A 4645-nucleotide genomic window follows, 5' to 3' on the forward strand; every position below is an offset into this window, starting at 1 on the left:
TGCCGATTTTTAAAGCAACCTCTCGAAGTACCATGTTTGGATCTTGTGAAAGTAAAATCATGACATGGGCGTGATTTGTAAACACTGTCCATGTTTTAGAAGAGTACACTGACAGTTCTGCTTTTGATTTCTTTTGCTCCGCCTTATTTTTAGTCATAATTTTAACCTAATGAGAATTCTGTTTTCAGACTCATTTGGATACTAGCAGATGCCTTCTTCAAAAGAAACATTATCAATTCATAAATTATAACTCATGAATTTGAATTTACGAATAAAATTTCGTATAATTCCTTTGTTTAATTTAACATAGGAGAATGGCTAATGTATTTTCCATTTGAACTTAGTTTTGTCTTTTTGTCTATTCCACTTCTTAGCCTTATGCTGGGATGGGGTTTTTGTTTTCGGGATAAATTTTTAAAATTTTCATTGGCCTTAAGGGTGATAGAGCTTTTTAGTGCCTTGTTGTTACTTTTACATGTGTTTTTAAATAACTCGTTTGAATTTAATTTTTTCAGTGGCACTTTCTTTTCTACACTCCAAATTTATTTTGGCTTAAGGGCAGATGAATTATCTGTGGTCATTCTTTCTATGATTTTATTTTTATCACTATGTATATTTAAATATTCTATAAGATATTTTGACGGTGACCCAAATAAATATCGTTTTTTTAAAGATTATCAGTTCACTATTTTTTTTGTAGTGCTTCTTGTTTTATCAAATAATTTATTGATGTTTTTTTTAGCATGGCATGGAATAAGTTATGGCCTTCACAAACTTCTCCTCTATTATCCGAATAGACCAAAAGCTATTTTAGCTGCAAATAAAAAATGGTTTGTCAGTCGAATTGGGGATTGCTCACTTCTCATTGCCATCATTTTAACCTATTATTTTTTTAATACCTTAAATTTTTCTGAGCTTATTTCAATATCACATAATTCCGTAACAATGACGCAACTTCAAAATGAAAAATATTCTTCGTTTATTGGAGTTTTTGTTGCTTTGGGGGCTCTAGCAAAATCAGCTCAATTTCCCTTTCATTTTTGGCTTCCCGAAACCATGGAAACACCAACACCGGTCTCTGCTCTTATGCATGCTGGTATCATAAATGCAGGCGGTTTTTTAATTCTCCGCTTTTCTCCCATCTTAATTCACGCTACTTTTTTCCATACAATTCTTTCTATCGTTGGTGGATTTACGGCAGTATTTGCTGCTTTAGTTATGATGACTCAAACAGATATAAAGAAACAACTTGCCTATTCCACAATTAGCCAATTAGGTTTCATGATGATTCAATGTGGAATTGGTGCATATACAATGGCGTTATTTCATATGATAGCCCATGGTTTTTATAAAGCATATTCATTTTTATCTACTGCTAGTATTTTAGAAGAAAACAAAGCTCCTAAAAGAAATTTATCAAATTTTGGTTTAATTTTTTCTTATTCTGTTTCTTTATTATTTATTTTAATTGCTTTATTTCAAAAAGAACTTCCATTTAATCCAGCTCAATTTATTTATATTGGAATATTAATTTTAGCTTTGACACAAGTAATTGGATCAAGAAAAGAACTTGTTTTTGCACTTAGAAAAAACCCATTATACTCGGGACTATTTTTTGTAATAAGTATTTCTTTATATTTATTTTTTGAAGTTGAAGTTTCAAAAAAATTTAAATATATATTTCCGTCAGACTTTGACTCAGGAATTATAAACATAATTTCTACCATATTTATATTTGTTTTATTTTCAATTGGCATTTATATAGCAAAAATGATTCAAGATTTATCAAATGATAAATCCAAAAAAATATGGATGTTTTTTTGGAATGGTGGTTATATTTCTGCAATTTCATCAAAATTATTTAAAAAAGAATGAGGTTATCGATTATGAATCCTATTTCTAATATAATAAAAGACTCATTAAATGTTGTAAGTCCATCATGGCCCTTATATTCCTTTGTTGGTGTAAACCCATTTTGGAATTTAAAAGACAAACCGTTTTATTTAACATTATCTGAATTAAGTTGTATAAATGGAGAAAATTTATTTCTACCAATTCATTATTTTTTTGAAAAATATAAAAATGGAGTCATAACATATAATGATATTAAAAAATCTATTGAATTGTTAAATCATTTTAATATTAAATATACTCAAGATATTCAGTCCTTTTTAAGAGAAAGTTTAGAAGAGCAAGAACACTTATTAAGTTTTAACACTTATAGTGAATTTTTAGGAAATTTAGAAAATATTAACGTAAAAGAAATTATTGTTGATGAAATTACAAAATATTGTTCTTCTTATTTTGACCTTGGTCAAGCTGCTTTTAGTCTTAAAAACACCAAAAAAAGACTTTATTCTGAGTGGAAAGGACTTATCATTTATGATAATACACTTTCGTTTTTAGGATATAAAAATAATTTTCTAAATGGTGAAAATCTTCCTGAAAATCCCGAAGAAATGATAAATAAATGTCGTATTATTTTAAATATTAATAATGAGAATAATTTTAAAAATTATTTAATGAAAGTTTGTAAACACATTATGGGATGGTGTTCACATATTCAATACCAAATATGGCAAAATGATCTTGAATTAAATAAGAACTATAAAGGAACAAAATTAGAAGATATCATTGCAATTTTTATGGCATATGAATGTGTCATTAAAAATTCAAAAAAGGAATGGGATGAAGCTTGGACTAAATTTTTAACACATCAAGAAAGTATATTTTCTAAAAACGAAGTAGATCATATTTTTAAATTGCTTTGTATATGGCAAAGAGCTTTTGAGTTATCTTATCAAAGAAAATTATCTCATAAAATAATTTCAGATGGATTTCATCTTTCAGATAAAAATACAAAAGATATTCAAATGATCTTTTGTATCGATGTCCGCTCTGAAACGATTCGTAGAAAAATAGAAGAAACAATACCTGAAGTTTCTACCCATGGATTTGCTGGTTTTTTTGGGGTTTCACTAGAATGTAATCAGGTAACTAATGAAATTTCTACTTATCGTTGTCCTGTTTTAATACAACCAAAAATTGCTGTAAATGAAATTCTTGAAGAAAATCAAGAAAAAAAAGTATTAGGTTTAAAGTCGCTAAATAAGTTTACAACAGGTTTAAAACAAGGTCTTGCTTCTTCATTTGCTTATGTAGAATTATTTGGAATTTTATCTGGATATAAAATTTTATCAAAATCTATCTCGCATAATAAAAAATCAAATCAACTATTTAAAAATAAATTCTTTAAAACATCTATATTAAATCATAATTTAAATTTAGAAAAAAAGCTTGAAATTGCAGAATTTGTTCTTACTCATTTTGGAATTAACGAATATAGCAAAATTGTTATCATTTGTGGCCATGGTAGTTTAACTACAAATAATGCTTTTGCTTCGTCATTAAATTGTGGCGCCTGTGGTGGTTATTCAGGAGATTTAAATGCTCGTTTCATATGTCAAATTCTGAATGATAAAGATGTTCGAATTAAAATATTGGAGAAAAATAAATTTAAATTATCAAACGAAACAATATTTTTGCCAGCTTTTCATGAAACGGTGAGTGATGAAATTCATATTTTAGATGAAGAATTTAGTCTAAAAGATTATCCTAATTTTTTAAATTTTAAAAAGGGTCTTCAAAAAGCATCCCATTTAGCACAAAAAGATCGTTCTCTTTATTTTAAAAATTATTCTTTATCTGCTTCTGAGCGTTCGTCAAATTGGTCAGAAGTGAGACCAGAATGGGCATTAGTAAACAATGCTTGTTTTATTATTGCTCCAAGAGAGCGTTCCAAAAATTTAAATTTAGAAGGGCGGGCTTTTTTACATGATTATCATTTTGAACAAGATGAGGGAATGAAAACATTAGAACTCATTATGACAGCACCTATGATCGTAACAAATTGGATTAATATGCAGTATTATGCTTCATCGGTGGAAAGAAATACTTTTGGATCTGGTGATAAGACAATTCATAATATTGTTGGATTATTTAGAGTTTTAGAGGGAAATAGCGGTGATCTTAAAATTGGTTTGCCATTTCAATCCATACATGACGGCACTCATTTAATACACGAACCTCTTCGATTAAGTGTTTTTATTGAAGCCCCACAAATTGAAATTGAGAAAATAATTGATAAACACAAGAATCTCAGCGATTTAATTGATAATCAATGGCTCCATCTATTTTCAATTGATAAAGATACTAAAAAAGTGTTATATAGAATTTCAAAAAATAAATTTGAAAATCTTCTTAATTAAAGCTATGTTAACACAATACAACCTTTATTTTCTAAATGATTTAACCAGCTAGGAAGAGTTAAATTTTTATTCCAACGCAGGTCCAATTTTTCTAAAACAGGTAATTCACAAATAGACTCGGGAAGCTCATTTATTAAATTATTTCTTAGATCTAAATAAATTAAATCTGATAAACAACCAAGCTCTTTTGGTATATATTCTATTTTATTATTGCGAAAACTTAAAATCTTTAACTTTTTTAAATTTAATATTTCTTTTGGGATGTTTTGAATTTTATTGTCTGTAAAATCTAAAATTCTTAAATTGATCTTCCCCCAATTTTATAGACACAATTAACCGACCTTTTTCATTGGTCTAGTTATTTCAAATATAACTGG

General features: G+C 27.7%; 3 protein-coding genes. 2 read left to right on the forward strand and 1 reads right to left on the reverse strand.

What is annotated here, in order from left to right; translation table 11 throughout:
* Positions 1–321 precede the first annotated feature (321 nt).
* Entirely contained in the window at positions 322–1875 is a 1554-nt protein-coding gene (locus ACIQ56_RS14710; protein ID WP_397601798.1) for a proton-conducting transporter membrane subunit, read from the forward strand.
* A gap of 11 nt (positions 1876–1886) precedes the next feature.
* Positions 1887–4268, forward strand: a complete 2382-nt coding sequence (locus ACIQ56_RS14715) for a putative inorganic carbon transporter subunit DabA (RefSeq protein WP_397601799.1) — start codon at positions 1887–1889, stop codon at positions 4266–4268.
* Between the two features lie 2 nt (positions 4269–4270).
* Here the strand turns inward: ACIQ56_RS14715 and ACIQ56_RS14720 are convergent, their stop codons facing one another.
* Positions 4271–4576, reverse strand: a complete 306-nt coding sequence (locus ACIQ56_RS14720) for a leucine-rich repeat domain-containing protein (RefSeq protein ID WP_397601800.1) — start codon at positions 4574–4576, stop codon at positions 4271–4273.
* Between the last annotated feature and the right edge of the window lie 69 nt (positions 4577–4645).

The sequence above is a fragment of the Silvanigrella sp. genome, assembly GCF_044369315.1.
In the GTDB taxonomy this organism is placed as follows: Bacteria; Bdellovibrionota_B; Oligoflexia; order Silvanigrellales; family Silvanigrellaceae; genus Silvanigrella.